1 pseudogene is annotated in these 331 nt (G+C 80.4%); it reads left to right on the plus strand.

Features of this window, described 5'->3' with window-relative positions:
• Positions 1-331: pseudogene (locus C7C46_RS37135) on the plus strand (alpha-xylosidase); the annotation flags it as partial.

Consider the following 331-nt stretch of genomic DNA (forward strand, 5'->3'; position numbering starts at 1 on the left):
AGGAGCACCGGATGACGCTCTACGCCCCGGTGAAGCACGTGACCGGCCGCGGTGACACCCTCAACAGCCCACTGCTGACCGTCGAGTGCTGGTCCCCGGCCGAGGGCGTGATCGGGGTGCGTACCACCCACCACGCCGGATCGGTGCGCCGCGGCCCGGAGTTCGCGCTGGCCGGCGCCGAGGCGGGCACCGGCAAGGTGCGGCGGGCGGGGGCCGGGGGGGGGATCGGCGCCCGCGGCCCCACACTCCCGGGGGGGACCCCCCCGCCCCCGGGCGTGGGGTTCCACCCGGCGGGGGGGGGCGGACACCCGGGGGGGCGCGGGGGGGCGGG

The organism is Streptomyces tateyamensis (genome assembly GCF_003205575.1).
Lineage (GTDB): Bacteria > Actinomycetota > Actinomycetes > Streptomycetales > Streptomycetaceae > Kitasatospora > Kitasatospora tateyamensis.